A 16,272-nucleotide genomic window follows, 5' to 3' on the forward strand; every position below is an offset into this window, starting at 1 on the left:
GAAACTGGGGCAGGCTTCGCCACGAAGCCTGCTCTTTTTGCGTGAGCTGACCAGTGTCTGAAGCCCCTCGCCTTTCGCTGCACGGCATCACCAAGCGCTTTCCCGGTGTGACCGCGTTGGACGATGTCAGTTTCGATGTGCGCGCCGGCGAGGTGCACGCCTTTATGGGGGAAAACGGTGCTGGCAAGTCGACTCTGATGAAAATCGGTGCCGGCATTCACCAGCCCAATAACGGACATATCGAAGTTGCCGGCGCACGCGTGACGCTCAACTCTCCGTCTGATGCGACCGCGCTCGGCATTCACACCGTTTTTCAAGAACTCACCGTCCTGCCCAATCTGGATGTCGGCCAAAACATTATGATCGGCCAAGAGCCGATGCACGCTGGCGTTTGGCTCGACACAAAGACGCTCTACGGAAGGGCACAGGCTATATTGGAACGGCTTCATATAAAGCTTGATGCGCGCACACCGATCGCGCGCCTTTCCGCCGGACAGCGACAAATGGTTGAGATCGCGCGTGCCTGCGGTGAGACGCCCAAAGTCCTGGTGCTTGATGAGCCGACATCCTCGCTTGGCCGCCAGGAAGAAGAGCTGCTGTTTGACCTGGTGGACCGTTTGCGCGCGGCGGGCGTCGGCATCGTCTATATCACCCACCGCATGTCGGAGGTGTTTCGCCTCGCCGACCGCATCACGGTGCTTCGCGACGGCAAACATGTGGTGACAGGTCCCGCGGAGGATTTCACGCGTGAGAAGCTGATCGCGGCCATGGTTGGACGGGCAGTGGACGAACGCCGCAGCGGAAAGTCCGTCGACACCTTGCCAGTCGCGCTGGACGTGTCGCGGCTTTCTCGCGGTTCCGTCGTACGCGATGTCTCTTTTGAGCTGCACACCGGCGAGGTTTTGGGTGTTGCTGGCCTGATGGGTGCTGGCCGCACCGAGCTTGCCAGGCTCATGGCTGGCGTCGATCAACCCGATCGCGGCACTATGCGGCTGTTTGGCGCGGCCTATGCCCCTCGGTCAGTTTCCGATGCGATTGCGCGCGGCGTTGCTTACCTACCAGAGGATCGCAAAACGCAGGGTCTGGTACTCTCATTATCGGTCGCCGACAACATCGCTCTGCCGAGCCTTGGCCGCATAAGCAGATCAGGCGTGCTCTCACTGAACAAACTCCGGGCGCTCGCCACCACCTGGTCGGAAAAACTCGGTATTCGCGCCGCCTCCCCCGACGTTGCGGCAGACACTTTGTCGGGCGGCAACCAGCAAAAAGTGGCCATCGCCAAATGGCTCGCTATTGCGCCGAAGGTCATTCTGCTTGACGAGCCGACACGCGGGGTGGACGTCGGCGCTAAGGCCGAGATCTATGCGCTGATCCGACAGCTGGCGGCCGACGGCGCGGCCGTGATGGTGATCTCCTCAGAACTACCGGAAGTCCTGCAAATCAGCGATCGGATCGCGGTGATGGCCGCAGGTCGCATCGCAGGGGTCGTACCCGCAGACGACGCCAGCGAAGAAAGCCTATTGGACCTTGCTTTTGCTGAGAGCGGTAACGCTTCGGAGGCGGCATGAACGCGCGCGCGCTGAAAGTTCTGCGCGACGTGATGCCCTATCTTGGGCTAATCCTGCTGGTCGGTTATTTTTCGCTGTCCTCCGAGTTCTTTTTCAACGCCCGTAATTTCGAACGCCTGGCAACCGACAGCGCGACACTGATGCTGGTCGCTTTTGGCATGACGCTGGTGATCCTAATTGGTGAGATCGATCTCAGCGTCTCGGCTGTCGTCGGTCTGCTCTCTGTGATTCTGGCGCAATTCCTGCTGGCCGGTATGGCATGGCCGCTGGCGATGGCCTTGGTCATCCTGATCTCGGTGGGCATCGGGTCGCTGAACGGTGCCATAACCGTCTACGGCGATATCCCCTCGTTCATCGTCACCCTTGGTATGTTGGCCATTGCGACGGGCCTTGCTTTCGTTTTCACCGGCGCAGTGTCGGTCGCGATCCTTCAGTACGATTTCCTCGATCTGTTCTACTCCGATCAGGTTCTTGGCGTAGCGATCCCGCTGTTCATCGTGGCCATTGCTTTTCTTGCGTGTCTCTTCACGCTTAGTCGGACCCGATTTGGTCGGGAGCTTTTTGCCATCGGCGCCAACAAAGAAGCAGCCCGCCTATCCGGTGTTTCGGTCAAACAGCGCAAGGTCGCCGTGTTCGCTATCATGGGGTTGTTGGTCGGTCTTGGTGCGATCCTGAGCGCCGCGCGCCTTGGCAATGGCGCCCCTGGATCAAGCCCGACGTTGACGCTGGACGCAATCGCAGCGGTGATTATTGGTGGTGCAAGCCTTTTTGGCGGCTGGGCATCGGTTCTGCGCACCCTGCTTGGCGCGCTGTTGATCGCCGTCTTGAACAACGGCATGGTGCTTTTGAACGTCAATATCGATGCGCAATACGTCATCAAAGGCGTCATCATTCTGTTTGCAGTCGTCTTGGAACGCCTCGCCTCGGGGGTGCGATCATGACCGGCTCAGTCACCCGTGCGCAAATCGCCAATTACGGCATTTTCGTTGCCTTTGCCCTGGTCGTGATCGGCTTGATGATTGCCAGCCCTGCCTTCCGCGCACCGGAAAATCTCATTGCCATTGGCCGCCAGGTCGCCGTGCTCGGTATCGCGAGCTTTGCGATGACGTTCATCATCCTGGCAGGCGAGATTGATCTGTCGGTTGGCGCGGTCGCCTCAGCATCGGGCGTTGTTACGGCCATGGCGCTCGCTGCCGGGCTTGGCCCCTGGGCCATTCTAATCGGCGTGGGTGTTGGTGCTGGCTTTGGCCTGATGAATGGGCTGTTGACGGTCTATGCCGCCGTTCCATCCTTCATTGCCACGCTGGTCAGTTTTTTCATCGCCCAAGGCGTCGCCCTGACGCTGACCGGCGGCCGGACGATCCTGTTCGATGCTGACTGGTTCCGCGATTTTTTTGCGACAGGCTCAGTGTTCGGGCTGCGCAGCGCGTTCCTCTGGCTGTTCTTTGTCTTTCTTGCGCTTTGGTGGTTACTCGCGCGCACCCGTTTCGGCGCCCATATCTACGCGATTGGCGGCAGCCAACCCTCCTCGCGTATGCTTGGCCTGGCCGTTGATCGGATCAAGATCCTGATCTTCACTATGGCGGGCGCATTGATGGGCCTGGTGGGCATGATCCTCATCTCGCGCATCGGCAATGCCCGCAGTGATGGCGCAGTCGGTCTGGAATTCGATGCCATTGCTGCTGTGGTCATTGGCGGCACGGCGCTCGGTGGCGGGACTGGCTCGCTGTTGCGCTCGCTCATCGGTGTGATGCTGATCGGCGTGCTCAACAATGGGCTGGCCATTTTGAATGTTGATTTCAACGCCCAGCAGGTCATCAAAGGCGTGCTTGTGATCGCCGTGGTGCTGCTCGACCGTTGGGCCAGGGGTTTGAAAGGAGCTTCGGCATGAGTGTGATTGCGAGCAACGTTAAACAGCTTGCCACCGGCTACGCCTTCACCGAGGGGCCGGTGTGGTTGCCCGACCACCAAACACTTTTGTTTACCGATATTCCAGGCAACGCTATCCATGCCTGGCATGCTGAACGCGGCGCATCATTTTGGACAGATGACGCGCATTTCGCGATCGGGCTTGCGCGCGCTACCGATGGCCGCGTGCTTTCCTGCGAGCACTCCACCCGCTGCCTGTCGGCTCTGAATGTAAACGCCGATGGGTCCTATGGCGGGCGTGACGTTCTGGCCCGTTCGCTTGGCGGCAAGGTGCTCAACTCCACCAATGATGTGATCTGCACATCCGACGGCACCATTCTCTTCACCGATCCGCCTTTTGGCGTACGCGCTGAGGATGGCGAACTTCACGGTTATCAGCAGGCCATGGAGATTCCAGGCTGTTATGTTTTCAAAGTCGGTGCCGATGCAGATAGCCCAGCACCAGTTTTGACCGACATCTATCGGCCCAACGGGCTGTGCCTCTCGCCCGACGAACGCACGCTCTATGTCAGTGACAGCTCCGAACAGCATCACAAGGTGCTCGCCTGCGATATCTCCAATGGTTGGGAGGCGTCGAATCTACGCGATTTTGCCGTTATGCCGGTTGGTGTGCCCGACGGCATGCGGGTCGATAGTGCCGGCAATCTTTGGGTTGGCGGCGGCGATGGCGTATATGTCTACGCGCCAGATGGGTCACAGATTGCGCACGCGCCTGTGCCCGAAATGGTCACGAACGTCGAGTTCGGCGGACCGGAGATGGACGATCTTTTCATCACGGCAGTATCATCGCTCTATCATCTGAAATCTGCTCTGCCTGGTGGTCGCGCCTGGAGCTATACCGGGCGGTAAATCGGTCCGCGCGCGATCACCGGCGCGAGCAGCGCCTCATCTTCTTCTGTGAGCCCGCCAGAGCTATCGCACGCCTCCTGCCCCCGGTAGCCAATGCTGTCGCGCACAGCCGTATGCATGAAATAGGAGTTGGCGAGCACGACACCCAACGCCTCGAAACCTAGCCTATCGCTGTGGGCCAAGGCTTCGACATCGGCTAAGGTGTCGACCTTGCCTTCCAGGCTAAGAAACCGAACTAACGGCTTAAGCCGCGTTGGATCGATGGCCAGAACCTCGTCTACAGAAGCAGCCCACAAAACCAGATCAGCGGCTGAGGGCATGCCCGCACCGCCGGGGATCATAACCCTTGCGAACTGCGCCATCCGCGCGCGTTGGTCGTCGGTAAGGGTCACGCGGCGGTCTCTATATCAGCGCGGCTTTCAATCAGCGCCAGCGTGCATTTGGCCGCGACCGCCATGATCGTTGCGGTCGGGTTCATGCCCGAGGAGGTCGGGAACAGGCTGCCATCAAAAATATAAAGGTTCTCAACGTCATGGCAGCGGCCATCGGCGTTGGTCACGGACGTTTCTGCGTCGCCGCCCATCACAGCGGTACCCATAAGATGCCAACCGCAATCACGGATGAGCGATGTCACCGAGGTTTCTATTGCGCCAGCCGCGTCCATTGCCTCGACGGCGCGAGCAATGTGAAAATCGAGCATGGCGCGGGTGTTGTCCGAGACCTGATAATGGATCTCCGGTGCGGGCAATCCATCGCTGTCGGTCATGCTGTCGGAGAGTGCGATCCGATTAATCTCATCAGGCAGGTCTTCGCCAATGATGCCCCATTCGAAAGACCGCCCGAACTTACGCCGTACCCTGTCGTGTAGCGCCGCACCCCAGGCATCGGTCAGGGGGCCATCGCCATAGCCGGCCCGGAAGCTTTGCGGTCCGCCAGCGGGCATGCAGTTCCATTTGGCACCGCGGACAAAGCCGCGGCTCTTGTCGGTCTCGTAGAACTGCATGGACGTCAGGATTTGACCGGCTGGCCCAACCCAGCTCTCCAAATCCTCCTCAAACGTACCCATCACGGCGGCAAAGGGGTGCATCATCAGCCGTTTGCCGACAAGCCCGGAGCGGTTCGCAAGCTCCGACATCAAGAGCAAACGCGGTGTGCCGATGCCGTTGGCGCAGAGGATAACGACATCAGCCGTCTGGCGATAGCGCGCACCATTCCGGTCGATCCAGATGACCCCAGCGGCCCTGCCCTGCGCATCGGTCTCGATCTCGCAGGCCCGTGCGCCGGTGATGAGATTCGCGCCCTGCTTGATGGCTTCGGGCCAGTGGGTTCGGTCCGGCGTCGCCTTGGCTTCATCAGAACATCCCGTGCCGCAGGTGCCGCGCAAGACACAGGGTTGCAGCGAGCGATAGGGGCGCGAGGGGATGGCGTTCGAGCCCGGCCACCAGTGCCAGCCGAGTTTGTTCATGCCCTCGGCGGCTTTACGTCCAACTCTGCCGATGGGCAGCGGCGGCAGAGGGCATGGCGCACCATCAGGGTAGGCCGTGTTGCCGTCCCTACCCGAGACTGCCATCGCCTCTTCGACATAGGCGTAGAAGGGCTCCAGATCCTCGTACACGAACGGCCAATCGTCGGCCACGCCATCCAACGTCTTGACGCGAAAGTCCGACGGCATGAACCGCATCCAATGGGCACCATAGATCAGTGCCGCGCCACCGACGCCGGCCAGCATCAGAGGATTGACCTCAGACTTCGACGTATCGATGGGGTAGTCTTCAGAGCGGCCGCGCACATTGGGATTGGGATGCCAACGGCGCAGCTGGGTGAGTTCCCAATGGGGTTTCGCGCCGTCGAATGCATCGGCTGGAACCCAATCGCCTTGCTCCAGCACCGTAACCGACATGCCAGCGGCGATCAGTTCGCTGGCGGCCACGGCGCCCGATGGGCCCGCGCCAACGATCACCACGTCGCAGTGCGCGGCCACCGCTTAGGCGCTCCGCAGCGCCATTTGGGTTTGGCTATCGAAAAGATGTACCTGATTTGGCGCGACGGAAAGGCCAATGGCCTCCCCGGCCTTCAAGGCGCTGGTTCCGGCGGTCACCAGAACCAGCTCCGGATCACCATCAGTGAACAGATAGCTCGACGACCCAGTCGCTTCGACGGCGGAAACAGTTACCGGCACAGCCCCGTCTGTTTGCGGATCGGTGACGGTGATGTGCTCAGGGCGCAGACCGACGATGACCTCACGGCCGGCCTCCATGACAAGATCGGTCGGGATCTCGGCATCCAACAACTGGACCGACGTTCCATTCTCAGCGACCACACCGGGTGCAAAATTCATCGCAGGTGAGCCGATGAACCCGGCCACGAACTGGTTGGCTGGGCGTTCATAGAGATCCAGAGGCGCGCCTTGCTGTTCGATCACACCAGCGCGCATCACAACGACATGATCGGCCATGGTCATGGCCTCAATCTGATCGTGGGTCACGTAGACCGATGTCGCGCCAATACGATCGTGCAGCGCGCGGATTTCCTTGCGCATGCGGACCCTGAGAGCCGCGTCCAAATTGGAGAGCGGCTCATCGAACAGAAAGGCTTTCGGTGAGCGGATGATCGCCCGGCCCATGGCCACGCGCTGGCGCTGGCCGCCGGACAAAGCACGCGGAAAGCGATCGAGCAGGTTTTCAAGTCCGATGACAGCCGCCACCTCTTCGGCGCGTTTGGCGCGCTCAGCTTTTGAGACGCCTTTCAGGCGCAGCGCGTAGGTGAGGTTGTCGCGCACATTCATGTGTGGGTAGAGCGCGTAAGACTGAAACACCATCGCCAGATCGCGGTGGCGCGGCGCGAGGTTGTTGACCCGCTGGTCCTCAATCCACATGTCGCCGGACGTGATCTTTTCGAGCCCGGCAATGGTGCGCAGCAGGGTGGATTTTCCACAACCTGACGGGCCCACTAGCGCCACGAACCCGCCCTTGGGAATATCCAGATCGATACCCTTCAGGGCGTGAAACGCCCCGTAATGCTTGTCGACCTTTTCAATTCGGATTTGGCTGTTGGTCATTTCAAGGCCCCTGAGGTCAGACCGTTAACGATCTGGCGTTGCAGAAGGACGAAGGCGGCGAGGATCGGCGTCACATAGGTCGCGGCAAACGCCATGATGGCGTTCCAATTGACGACGTTTGGTTGCAGGAAGTTGGTCATGCCGATGGAGGCTGGTTGCAGGCGATTGTCGGCGATCAGCGACGCCGAATAAACATATTCGCCAAAGCCCTGCATGAAGATCAAAAGCGCCGCGACGAGGATTCCGTTGCGCGCCAGCGGTAGGACGATGAAGAAGAACGCCCCTGCCCGCGAATTTCCGTCGACCAGGGCCGCTTCTTCTAGCTCGCGCGGAATGGTCATGAACGTCGCGCGGCACAAGATGACGAAAAACGGCATCGTCTTGGCTGCGATGGCGAGCACTGCAGCAATGCGCGGAAAATCCAGCAGGCCGATGGTGGCAAAGCCAACAAAGATCGGGGTCACCATCAAGCTGGGCGGCAGGACTTGCAGCATCAGCACGGTGAACAGGGCCACATCGATCCACACATTGCGGTAGCGCGCCAACACATAGGCAGCCCCTGCCCCCAGAATGGCCGTTACGGCCGTCACGCCAGTGGCAATCAGCATGGAGTTCCAGAGATAACGAGGGATGTTGGTGGTTGCCCACACCTCGCCATAGGTGCCCCATTGCGGATCGGTCGGGAGAATTTCCGGTGGTACGGCAAAGATCGCTGAGCCGGTTTTCAGGCTCGTCACGTACATCCAATAAAGCGGGAATAGATAGACCGCCGCCAACACCAGCGCGATGAGGAACAGCGCGCGGTTGTGCCAATCCGATCTCATGGCCCGATCCTCACAGCCGCGTCTCTGCGCGGGTGGAACGCACATAGACCAGCGAGACGGCCAGCACGACGATAATCATCATCACCGAGATCACCGCGCCACGCCCGAAATCGAACTCGCGGAAGGAAAGCTGCCAAGACCAGTATTGCGCAACGGTCGAAGACCCTGCGGGGCCGCCAGAGGTAATGGCGGCGAACAGGTCGAACTGTTGAAGCGTGAAAATGGTGCCCAGCGCCAAAACAGCGCCAATCGTGGCGCGCATCATGGGCAGGGTGATGGTCCAGAACTTTTGCCAGGCCGTCGCGCCATCCAGCTCGGCAGCTTCGTAAAGATCGTCCGGGATGGCCGCCAAACCGACCGACAACAGGATCATGTTGAACGGCATGCCGTACCAAATGTTGGCGAGGATGACCGAATAGAGCGCCACATCGATATCGGAGCGCCAGAAAATCGGCTCGGAGATCAGGCCGATGGTGAGCAGCACATGGTTGATGACGCCGAAATCGCCGGACAAGAGCCAATTCCAAAGCACGCCAACGACCAGCCCGGGCATGACCCAGGCGGCGAGAAATAGCCCGCGAAACCAGGTCGCGCCGGGAAATTTCTGATGGAAGAACAGCGCAAAAGCGAAGCCGATGGTGAACTGGAAAGCCACCGAGCCGACCGTGAAGATGATCGTGTTCCAGAAGACCGTGTTCGCCAATGGATCGCGGAAAATCGAAAGATAATTGTCCCATCCCGCCGAGGGATGAAGCAGCGTACCGAGCGAGAAAACGTCGACCTGCTGAAACGAAATAATGACGTTGTAGATGAGCGGCAGGCCGGCAAACGCGAAAAGGTAGAGCAACGCAAAGCCGATAAGCAGCGTGTCGAAACCGATGCCATCGCGGAAGCTCTTGAAGAGATTCATGTGCGCGCCCTTTGTGGTTGGGTCAGGCGGAAAGCCCGCCTGACCCAATCGCGTATTCGAAGCCTATCAGTTCAAGATACCATCGATCACGGACTGCGCGTCGTCCAGCGCTTCTTGAGGTTCTTTTTGGCCGGTCAAAGAGGACTGGATGGCATCCTGGATGGCACGTGAAATACGTGGCCATTCCGGGTGTGGGCCGCGGTTTGCGGCGTATTGCAACTGCTCGGTGAAGACACCAGCGGCTTCGTCAATGCGCGGATCACCGGTCGGTGCAAGCGGCACGTCAGGACGCGGCGGCATACGTGTGAACTCCGGCCACAGACGGTCCATCTGGCTGTCGAAATACTCCAAGAACGCGAAAGCCTCTTCCGGGTGTTCGGTGTTGGCGAAGATAGCTAAATTGAAGTCCCCTAGAGCCGAGGCACGTGGACCGCCTTCTTCACGCACGGGAAGCAGCGTCACGCCCCACTCGAAGTCGGCATCAGCTGCCATGCGGTTCAACTCCCAAGGACCGGAGATCACCATGGCGGCGTTGCCGCCATTGAAGGTTCCGGTCGAGTCCCACTGACCACGCGTCAGTGTGTCAGGGCTGGTAAGACCTTCATCGAGAAGCGTTTTCCAGAACGCGAGTGCATCGGCAGCGCCGTCGCCATTGACTTGCTCAAACGAACCACCGGTCATTTGCAACCAGGGCAGGAACTGGAACGTGCCCTCTTCCGAGGCCTTGGCCGAGAAGGCAATGCCATAGACATCATTGTCCGGGTCGGTCAGCGCGCTTGCGGCCTCGTAGAGCTCGTCCCAGGTGGTAGGCGGGCTATCAGGATCCAAGCCAGCGGCTTCGAACAGGTCCTTGTTATAGTAAAGCGCGATCGTGTTGGAGGCGCGCGGAATACCGTAGACGCCGTCTTCCCAGGTCAGCGATGAACGCGGGCCGGGAAAGTAATTGTCCATGTCAATCTGGTCAGAGGCTGCGGCCAGATCGGTCAGATCGAGGAACGCGCCACGGGCCGCGAACGCTGCATGATCGGGGTTGTCGATGGAGATGATGTCCGGGTTGGTGCGCGTTGCGAAGGCACGCAGCGTCTCGGTCACAATGTCATCGAAGCGGACCTCGCGGATATCGATGGTGATACCATTGTCCATCTCGGTGAACTCATTGGCGAAGGTGGCTTCGGCGCCGGTCGAGCTTTCGGTCCAAAGCGTGAGCGTCACATCCTGCGCCATCGCTGTGGATGTGAGAAGCGCTGAGAAGGCCAGCGCGGTGAGTGCACGTTTCATTGTTATCTCCCTTGTTGGGTTGGGTGTGGGGAGCGCTGCGCGGCGCTCTTCTACTGGTTTCAGGGGATTAGCGCGGGGAAAGCTTTTGTGAATTTTTCGGCCTGGCCGGCCCGAACGAACACGCCTGGTTGCCCGAACGGCGCATCAACCGTTGCTTGAGAACCACCTGCATAGGCCTTGCCCGACCAAATATGCACCCAGCTTTCGCTGGCTGGCAGGTCGACAGCGACGGTCGTCTCGCCTGCGTTGAGGACGGGCGCAACGAGAAGGTCGGGACCAAGCATGTAACTGGCGCCATCGGCACCAGCATCGGTGTCGAAATGGTAGAACAACGGCGCCATCACCGGGTCGCCGGTCTGGGCGTAGTAAGCGAAGACGCCCTCCAGATAGGGACGGAGGGCCTCGCGCACCCGCAACAGCTCAGTGAGAACTGCCTCGACCTCTTCGCCATAGGACCAGATTTCATTAGGTCCACCGGTATCGGTGAAGATGTTGAACGTATCCTGGCCATAGGTGACCTCTTCGCCAGGTCCCGGAGCGGGGACGCATTCTGGCACGCGGAAGCCATGGAGGCGACAAATGGGCGAGAAAACGCCGAACTCGAACCAGCGAACGAGCAGCTCGCGAAACTCTTCCGAACCACCATGGCCGTCGTAGAATCCGCCAATGTCCGTGGTCCACCAACCCATGCCGGAGAGACCCGCATGCAGGCCGGCAGGCAGTTGGGCACGGAACCAGTCCCAGTTGGACCAGACATCGCCTGACCAGAGAATCACACCATGTTGCTGCGATCCTGCCCACGCCGAGCGGCAAAGCAGCATACCATCGGCGTGCCCCGCCTCGGTCAGGCCTTTGCGATAGTTCTCCTCGTGCAGCACCGAATAACCGCAGAGCATTTCAGCGCCGTTGCCGAGCGATGTGCGCACATTTTCAGGATGCGCTGGGCGCATCTCAGGCTCGCAAGCATCCAGCCAAAAGTGCTTGATGCCGTGGGCAAGGTAGTTCTGTTTGACCAAATCCCAGTGGAAAGCCCGAGCTTCCGGGTTGAAGGCATCATAGTAGGTGAAGAAACCGGCGCCGAATGGGTCTTTGTCGGGGAACGGAATCATCACCGGCGACCCGCGCTCGGAGGTGAAGATCAGGCCGCGCTCAGTCATCTCTTTGTAATGCTCCGACGAGGCTGAGACAGTCGGCCAGATTGAGACCATCACCTCAACGCCCATGGCCGCCAGTTCATCAACCATGGCTTTCGGATCAGGCCATTCAGCCGGATCGAACTTCCATTCGCCCTGGCGCGACCAGGCAAAGAAGTCGATCACAATGCAGGACAGCGGCAGGCCGCGCGCCTTGTACTCGCGGGCGACCGACAGAAGTTCATCCTGTGTGCGGTAACGCAGTTTGCACTGCCAAAATCCCAGCGCCCAGTCGGGAATGTCGGGCGATTTGCCGGTGGCGGTGATGTAGCGGCGCACAATCTCTTGGGTCGAGTCGCCTGCCGTGATCCAATAGTCCAGACCATTGGTGGCCTCGGCCGTCCAGCGCGTGATGTTGGACGCAAACTCGGCCCGTCCGACCGCAGGGTTGTTCCACAAGAAGCCATAGCCACGTGAGGACACCACGAACGGGATCACGACATGGGCGTTTTGCTGCAGAAGCGTCGTCGAGACACCCTTCAGGTCCATCTTTCCATGCTGTGGCTGCCCCAGACCCCAAAGCTTCTCGCCATCATAGGCTTTGAACTGCTGCTCGAGCTTCCATGAGCCGGAGGCGATGGCCTTGAAATTACGCGGCTTCGGCCCTGCAAAATGTGAGCGGGTTTCGGAAAGCAGTTCCTCGCCGGTATCCGACCTCACAAAGCGGAGCATCAACTCGCGGCGAACATCGGCGCCGTAGCGCACCTTGATCCAGAACTCGGCGCGAATGCGCCCTCGCGTGATCGACGCCTTTTCGCTATTAATCGTGACATCCGCGCTTTGGCTGTCCACGGGCAAAAGCGCATCAACATGCGGCTCAGCGAGGGTCTGTCCCGGCCGGGCCCGCACACGCAGAGCGTCGGCGCCCCACGGTTCGATGCGCAGCGTTTCGCCGTTGAAACGGCAGAGAAGGGCATTGCCGTCCTGGGTGAACACATCGGCCATCTGTTATCCAATCGCCAGGTAAGCGCCATCCAGGATGACGGCAGTTCCCGACATGTAGTCGGCTTCTTCGGAGGCGATGAATGCCGCAACCGCCGCCACTTCTTCCGGCTGCGCACCGCGTCCGGCCGGGATACCGGCGATCACCTCCTCCATGACATCTTGAGGAATGGCTTTAACGGCCTCGGTCTCGATCAAGCCAGGCGCGATAGCGACCGCACGGATATCGGGGGCATGATCGAGCGCCAGGGATCGCGTCATAGCGAGCACCGCGCCCTTGGTCGCCTGGTAGGCGGAAAAGCCCTTCTCGCCGACAAAGCTCTGCACCGATGCGGTGTTGACAATCACACCCTTGCCAGAAGCCCCTTGAGCTTTCTGGGACCGCATCTGTTCCACGGCGACCTTGGCGCCCATCCAATAGCCGCGAATGCCAACGCCGGTGATGGCATTGAACTCGTCCAACGTCTGCTCGTGGATGGGCTTGAAGACGGCAGTGAACGCGTTGTTGTGCCAAATATCGATGCGCCCAAACCGGTCAACGGTCGCGGCGGCAAGCGCCCTCACCTGTTCGGGTTCGGCCATATCGGTCAATTGGAAAGCTGCGCCGATCGCATTGGCAACATCGCTTCCTTTTGGATTGATATCGGCGATCATCACTTGCGCGCCTTCTTGCGCAAAACGATCGGCGCAAGCGCGACCAATGCCTTCGGCACCCCCGGTGATCACATAGACCTTGCCCTCATGGCGGCCTTCAACGGGGAACATGCGCGCCGCCATCAGGCAGCATCCTTGGGAAGAATGACCGTTTCCTTTGTGACCAAAAATTCCAGATGGTCGAGGAAGTTCTCGGTGTCTTTGGCGGCGATATCGTTCTCTGGTGACGACAACCCAGCCTTCATCGCCTCGCGGCTATCAAACCAGATTTCCGCCGAGCCATCATAGTCGGCAGCTGGCATGTCGCCAGCATCACCAGCAATGTTGATGCGGTACCCGCGCATCCCCGGAATGGCGGCCGCAAGCGGTGCATGAACATTGATCCAATAGTCAGCAAACGCCCGCCGACTGAGATCAGATTTGCGGCGCACAAGGGCGACGAGTTTGATCATGCAACCTCCCTTTTTTCGTTGGTTCCAGTTCACGATGAATCGGTGATTGCGTCAATACAAACCTTTGTATTTTTGCTTTCCGGAAGATTTCCGGTGTAGAAGGGAGCGCTTATCGAGGGATCAGAATCGCCGGATTCGTTGGCTGGTGGAGGTCGCGCACATGGCGCATCGCGTTGGGCTGAAACACATCGCCGAGCATCTCGGGCTCGATGTTTCGACGGTGTCGCGCGCCTTGCGCGCCGACCCCCGCGTCAAGCCTGAAACATCTGAGGTGATCCGCGACGCTGCCGAGCGTATGGGTTACCGCCCCAACGCCATGGCGCGCGCCTTGAAAGGCGGCACCACCAATCGTGTAGCGGTGCTTCTGTCGCCACCGCAGCAGCGCTTTGCCTCACCGATCTTTCTGGAACTGCTTTCGACCCTGGACCAGCGCCTGCGGGGCACCGGTCGTAGCCTGGCGGTGTTTGCCGCCCAAGAGCGCGATGAAGAGATCGATATCGTGCGCGCGGTAGTAGAAGATCGGTTAGCGGACGCGATCGTGCTTGGCCGGACGCGCCAGGACGATCCTCGTGTCGCCTATCTGATGGAGGCCGGCTTTCCGTTTGTGACCTTTGGCCGGACGCGGTGGGAACGCGAGCATCCCTGGGTTGAGATCGATTATGCGCGCGCCGGCGAAGTGGCCGTGGAGGCTTTGGCCGCCGCAAAGCCAGCTGAGTTGCACATCCTATCGGCGCCAGAGGGCCTGCGTTTCGCGGATAATTATGTGACCGGCGCCAAGCGCGCTGCGCTGCGTCTTGGGCTTGCCAACGTGCACACCCACCGCATCGAAATGACCGAGGCAATGGGCGAGGAAACCGCGATGGGATTGCTGAAACCCGGCGGTCGCGTGGCGCTGGCCTGCATACAGGATTCGCTGGCGTTCGGTGTATTTCGCGCTGCCGCAAAGCTTGGCGTCAAACTGGGTGAGGATGCTGCGGTGTTTGGCGGTCAGAATTTTCCCGGCTCAGAACATACAGCCCCGCCCCTTTCGACCTTTTCTACCGAAGACAGCCGCGTTGCGGCGCTGCTCAGCGACATCATGCTGAACCGCCTCGACGGACCGCAGACATCAGCCGAGGAAACAGGTCAGGTGATCGAACCGCGCCCACTGTTGCGCGGCTCCCACGTCCTTGCCAGTTAGACGAACCGGTTCCAGAGATTTTCCAGCCGTTCTTGTCGACCCGATCGCGGGTCGGGATTGATGTTTTGGTCGCGCACCCGCTGCTCGATGCTCGCAAGATCCAAGGTCAGCATGGCGGCGTTTTCCGGTTTGTCCCAATCAGCGTAGCGTCGATCACGGGCAGCTTCCAAGCCACCGTCATCCAGCAGGGCATGGGCGGCTTTTAGCGCACGTGCACAGACGTCCATGGCGCCGGCATGGGCGAGAATCAGGTCCGCTGGATCGAGCGATTGCCGGCGCAATTTGGCATCGAAGTTTGTACCACCAGTGGTGAATCCACCTGCCTTCAACACTTCGTAATAGGCCCGCGCCATTTCGGGCACCGAGTCGGGAAACTGATCCGTGTCCCAACCTGACTGATAGTCGTTGCGGTTCATGTCGATGGATCCAAGAATGCCAAGCGAGGCGGCAAGCGCGAGTTCGTGTTCGAAAGAATGGCCAGCCAGGATCGCATGGCCCTGCTCGATGTTGAGCTTGACCTCGTTCTCCAGCCCGAAGCGCTTCAGGAACCCGTAGACCGTGGCGACGTCATAATCATACTGATGTTTGGAGGGCTCTTGTGGTTTCGGCTCAATCAGGATCGTGCCATGAAAGCCGATTTTGTGCTTGTAATCGACGACCATCGACAGAAAGCGGCCAGCTTGCTCGGCCTCCCGCCCAAGGTCGGTATTGAGCAGCGTTTCATAGCCCTCGCGCCCGCCCCAAAGGACATAGTTTTCACCGCCAAGCTTGTGGGTGGCATCAATGCAGGTTTTTACTGTCGCAGCCGACCAGGCAAACACGTCGGGATCGGGATTGGTGGCGGCGCCCGACATGAAGCGGCGATGCGAGAAAAGGTTTGCCGTACCCCAAAGAAGCTTGGTCGACGAACCTTCCATTTTCTGCGCGAAGTAGTCGACGATCTCTTCAAGGTTGCGTGTGTTTTCGGCGAAGTCCGCGCCTTCTGGCCGAACGTCAGCGTCGTGGAAGCAGAAGAAGGGCGCATCAAGAATGTCGAACATCTCAAAGGCGACATCAGCTTTCAGACGGGCCAGGTCCATCGTGTCACCGAACCAGGGCCGGTCGAACGTTTGCCCACCAAATGGATCACCGCCTGGCCAGGCAAATGAATGCCAATAGGCAACCGCAAAGCGCAAATGCTCACGCATCGTTTTGCCGCCCAGCATTTCCTCTGGATCGTAGTGGTGAAACGCGAACTCATTCTCGCTGTCCGGCCCCTCGAAGCGCAGCTTTGGGATGCCTTGGAAAAAGTCGGTCATGACGGGCCCTTCTTGGAAGTATGGAGCGTTTCGCGAGGATGGCGCGCAGGCAGCAAAGCGTCAATACAAACGTTTGCCAAAACCACCTGCCCCACCTAAACCTGCTAAATGAGAAGACATGATTTGCCAGGGAGATG

14 protein-coding genes and 1 pseudogene are annotated in these 16,272 nt (G+C 59.7%); 5 read left to right on the plus strand and 10 right to left on the minus strand.

Annotated features, from left to right (window positions below; all coding sequences use genetic code 11):
- Nucleotides 1-53: 53 nt before the first annotated feature.
- The 4 genes from JJ917_05785 to JJ917_05800 are packed head-to-tail and all read left to right on the plus strand — an operon-like array spanning nucleotide 54 to nucleotide 4,346.
- The gene (locus JJ917_05785; GenBank protein MBO6698324.1) at nucleotides 54-1,568 is read left to right on the plus strand and encodes a sugar ABC transporter ATP-binding protein; all 1,515 of its coding nucleotides are present in this window, start codon (nucleotides 54-56) and stop codon (nucleotides 1,566-1,568) included.
- The gene (locus tag JJ917_05790) at nucleotides 1,565-2,509 is read left to right on the plus strand and encodes an ABC transporter permease (protein MBO6698325.1); all 945 of its coding nucleotides are present in this window, start codon (nucleotides 1,565-1,567) and stop codon (nucleotides 2,507-2,509) included. Before JJ917_05785 ends, JJ917_05790 begins: the two co-directional genes overlap by 4 nt.
- The gene (locus JJ917_05795) at nucleotides 2,506-3,459 is read left to right on the plus strand and encodes an ABC transporter permease (GenBank protein MBO6698326.1); all 954 of its coding nucleotides are present in this window, start codon (nucleotides 2,506-2,508) and stop codon (nucleotides 3,457-3,459) included. Before JJ917_05790 ends, JJ917_05795 begins: the two co-directional genes overlap by 4 nt.
- The gene (locus JJ917_05800; GenBank protein ID MBO6698327.1) at nucleotides 3,456-4,346 is read left to right on the plus strand and encodes an SMP-30/gluconolactonase/LRE family protein; all 891 of its coding nucleotides are present in this window, start codon (nucleotides 3,456-3,458) and stop codon (nucleotides 4,344-4,346) included. Before JJ917_05795 ends, JJ917_05800 begins: the two co-directional genes overlap by 4 nt.
- Here the strand turns inward: JJ917_05800 and JJ917_05805 are convergent.
- From JJ917_05805 to JJ917_05845, 9 genes and pseudogenes are all read right to left on the minus strand, one after another.
- Nucleotides 4,331-4,738, minus strand: a complete 408-nt coding sequence (locus JJ917_05805) for a hypothetical protein (protein MBO6698328.1) — start codon at nucleotides 4,736-4,738, stop codon at nucleotides 4,331-4,333. The genes JJ917_05800 and JJ917_05805 overlap by 16 nt on opposite strands.
- Nucleotides 4,735-6,312 (minus strand): annotated as a pseudogene (locus tag JJ917_05810) (GMC family oxidoreductase). The gene JJ917_05805 and the pseudogene JJ917_05810 overlap by 4 nt, the downstream one beginning before the upstream one ends.
- An 18-nt stretch (nucleotides 6,313-6,330) precedes the next feature.
- Nucleotides 6,331-7,404 carry a sn-glycerol-3-phosphate ABC transporter ATP-binding protein UgpC gene (ugpC, locus tag JJ917_05815; GenBank protein MBO6698329.1) on the minus strand — a complete coding sequence of 358 codons (1,074 nt, stop codon included), beginning with the start codon at nucleotides 7,402-7,404 and terminating at the stop codon, nucleotides 6,331-6,333.
- Nucleotides 7,401-8,228: a carbohydrate ABC transporter permease gene (locus tag JJ917_05820; GenBank protein ID MBO6698330.1), complete on the minus strand. Its 828-nt coding sequence runs from the start codon at nucleotides 8,226-8,228 to the stop codon at nucleotides 7,401-7,403. The genes ugpC and JJ917_05820 overlap by 4 nt, the downstream gene beginning before the upstream one ends.
- A 10-nt stretch (nucleotides 8,229-8,238) precedes the next feature.
- Nucleotides 8,239-9,138 carry a sugar ABC transporter permease gene (locus JJ917_05825; protein ID MBO6698331.1) on the minus strand — a complete coding sequence of 300 codons (900 nt, stop codon included), beginning with the start codon at nucleotides 9,136-9,138 and terminating at the stop codon, nucleotides 8,239-8,241.
- 66 nt (nucleotides 9,139-9,204) lie between these two features.
- The gene (locus JJ917_05830) at nucleotides 9,205-10,416 is read right to left on the minus strand and encodes a sugar ABC transporter substrate-binding protein (GenBank protein ID MBO6698332.1); all 1,212 of its coding nucleotides are present in this window, start codon (nucleotides 10,414-10,416) and stop codon (nucleotides 9,205-9,207) included.
- A gap of 59 nt (nucleotides 10,417-10,475) precedes the next feature.
- Nucleotides 10,476-12,554, minus strand: a complete 2,079-nt coding sequence (locus JJ917_05835) for a hypothetical protein (GenBank protein ID MBO6698333.1) — start codon at nucleotides 12,552-12,554, stop codon at nucleotides 10,476-10,478.
- Nucleotides 12,555-12,557: 3 nt separating this feature from the next.
- A complete protein-coding gene (locus JJ917_05840) occupies nucleotides 12,558-13,328 on the minus strand; it encodes an SDR family oxidoreductase (protein MBO6698334.1) in 771 nt (256 codons plus the stop codon).
- Nucleotides 13,328-13,657, minus strand: coding sequence for an EthD family reductase (locus JJ917_05845; protein MBO6698335.1), 330 nt, complete (start codon nucleotides 13,655-13,657; stop codon nucleotides 13,328-13,330). The genes JJ917_05840 and JJ917_05845 overlap by 1 nt, the downstream gene beginning before the upstream one ends.
- Before the next feature lie 160 nt (nucleotides 13,658-13,817).
- Between JJ917_05845 and JJ917_05850 the strand changes: the two genes are divergently transcribed.
- Nucleotides 13,818-14,837 (plus strand): LacI family DNA-binding transcriptional regulator, encoded by a 1,020-nt coding sequence (locus JJ917_05850; GenBank protein ID MBO6698336.1) that lies wholly within the window; start codon nucleotides 13,818-13,820, stop codon nucleotides 14,835-14,837.
- On the opposite strand, the gene xylA is transcribed toward JJ917_05850, so the two are convergent.
- Nucleotides 14,834-16,135: a xylose isomerase gene (gene xylA, locus JJ917_05855; GenBank protein ID MBO6698337.1), complete on the minus strand. Its 1,302-nt coding sequence runs from the start codon at nucleotides 16,133-16,135 to the stop codon at nucleotides 14,834-14,836. The two genes, JJ917_05850 and xylA, sit on opposite strands and share 4 nt — an antisense overlap.
- Nucleotides 16,136-16,272: the final 137 nt, after the last annotated feature.

Source organism: Hyphomicrobiales bacterium, from assembly GCA_017642935.1.
Taxonomy (GTDB): domain Bacteria; phylum Pseudomonadota; class Alphaproteobacteria; order Rhizobiales; family MH13; genus MH13.

Excerpts from the sequence above, each read along its gene's own strand:
- JJ917_05790 (MBO6698325.1), top strand. The coding sequence starts at position 1,565 with ATGAACGCGCGCGCGCTGAAAGTTCTGCGCGACGTGATGCCCTATCTT.
- JJ917_05795 (MBO6698326.1), top strand. The coding sequence starts at position 2,506 with ATGACCGGCTCAGTCACCCGTGCGCAAATCGCCAATTACGGCATTTTC.
- JJ917_05800 (MBO6698327.1), top strand. The coding sequence starts at position 3,456 with ATGAGTGTGATTGCGAGCAACGTTAAACAGCTTGCCACCGGCTACGCC.
- ugpC (MBO6698329.1), bottom strand. The coding sequence starts at position 7,404 with ATGACCAACAGCCAAATCCGAATTGAAAAGGTCGACAAGCATTACGGG.
- JJ917_05820 (MBO6698330.1), bottom strand. The coding sequence starts at position 8,228 with ATGAGATCGGATTGGCACAACCGCGCGCTGTTCCTCATCGCGCTGGTG.
- JJ917_05825 (MBO6698331.1), bottom strand. The coding sequence starts at position 9,138 with ATGAATCTCTTCAAGAGCTTCCGCGATGGCATCGGTTTCGACACGCTG.
- JJ917_05830 (MBO6698332.1), bottom strand. The coding sequence starts at position 10,416 with ATGAAACGTGCACTCACCGCGCTGGCCTTCTCAGCGCTTCTCACATCC.
- JJ917_05835 (MBO6698333.1), bottom strand. The coding sequence starts at position 12,554 with ATGGCCGATGTGTTCACCCAGGACGGCAATGCCCTTCTCTGCCGTTTC.
- JJ917_05840 (MBO6698334.1), bottom strand. The coding sequence starts at position 13,328 with ATGGCGGCGCGCATGTTCCCCGTTGAAGGCCGCCATGAGGGCAAGGTC.
- JJ917_05845 (MBO6698335.1), bottom strand. The coding sequence starts at position 13,657 with ATGATCAAACTCGTCGCCCTTGTGCGCCGCAAATCTGATCTCAGTCGG.
- JJ917_05850 (MBO6698336.1), top strand. The coding sequence starts at position 13,818 with ATGGCGCATCGCGTTGGGCTGAAACACATCGCCGAGCATCTCGGGCTC.
- xylA (MBO6698337.1), bottom strand. The coding sequence starts at position 16,135 with ATGACCGACTTTTTCCAAGGCATCCCAAAGCTGCGCTTCGAGGGGCCG.